This is a genomic window from Campylobacter sp. IFREMER_LSEM_CL1890 (assembly GCF_025772045.1).
Classification (GTDB): domain Bacteria; phylum Campylobacterota; class Campylobacteria; order Campylobacterales; family Campylobacteraceae; genus Campylobacter_D; species Campylobacter_D lari_D.
The window spans coordinates 1-600 of record NZ_JAKMRK010000037.1 but is presented as its reverse complement, the minus strand read 5'-3'; the positions used below and the strand labels follow the sequence as shown (position 1 = coordinate 600).

The 600-nt window shown below is 30.8% G+C and carries 1 pseudogene; it reads left to right on the top strand.

Features of this window, described 5'->3' with window-relative positions:
- Positions 1 to 600, top strand: a pseudogene (locus tag L8W57_RS07850) (methyl-accepting chemotaxis protein); the annotation flags it as partial.

Below are 600 nucleotides of genomic sequence, written 5' to 3'. Positions count from 1 at the left end.
GCCAAAGCCATCAATGAAAACATCACTAAAACTAAAAATGCATTAGAACAAGATGCTAAAGCAGTAGAACAATCAGTTGATACAGCTAAAGAAATAGAAGGTGGTAATCTAACAGCAAGAATAACAGCAATTCCTGCTAATCCTCAATTAATAGAATTAAAAAATGTATTAAATGATATGCTTGATGTATTACAAGCAAAAGTTGGTTCTAATATGAATGAAATCAATAGAGTATTTGATAGCTATAAGGCATTAGACTTTACTACTGAAGTTAAAAATGCTAAAGGTGGAGTTGAAGTAACTACTAATGTATTAGGTCAAGAAATAGTAGCTATGCTAAGACAATCATCTGAATTTGCTTCTTTATTAGCAGATGAGAGTGGTAAATTACAAAGTGCTGTTAAAGACTTAACAGATTCTTCATCTTCTCAAGCTTCTTCTTTAGAAGAAACAGCAGCAGCATTAGAAGAGATTACTTCTTCTATGCAAAATGTATCTCATAAAACTAGTGAAGTTATTGCTCAAAGTGAAGAGATTAAAAATGTTACTTCTATAATAGGTGATATTGCTGATCAAATTAACCTACTTGCATTAAATGCT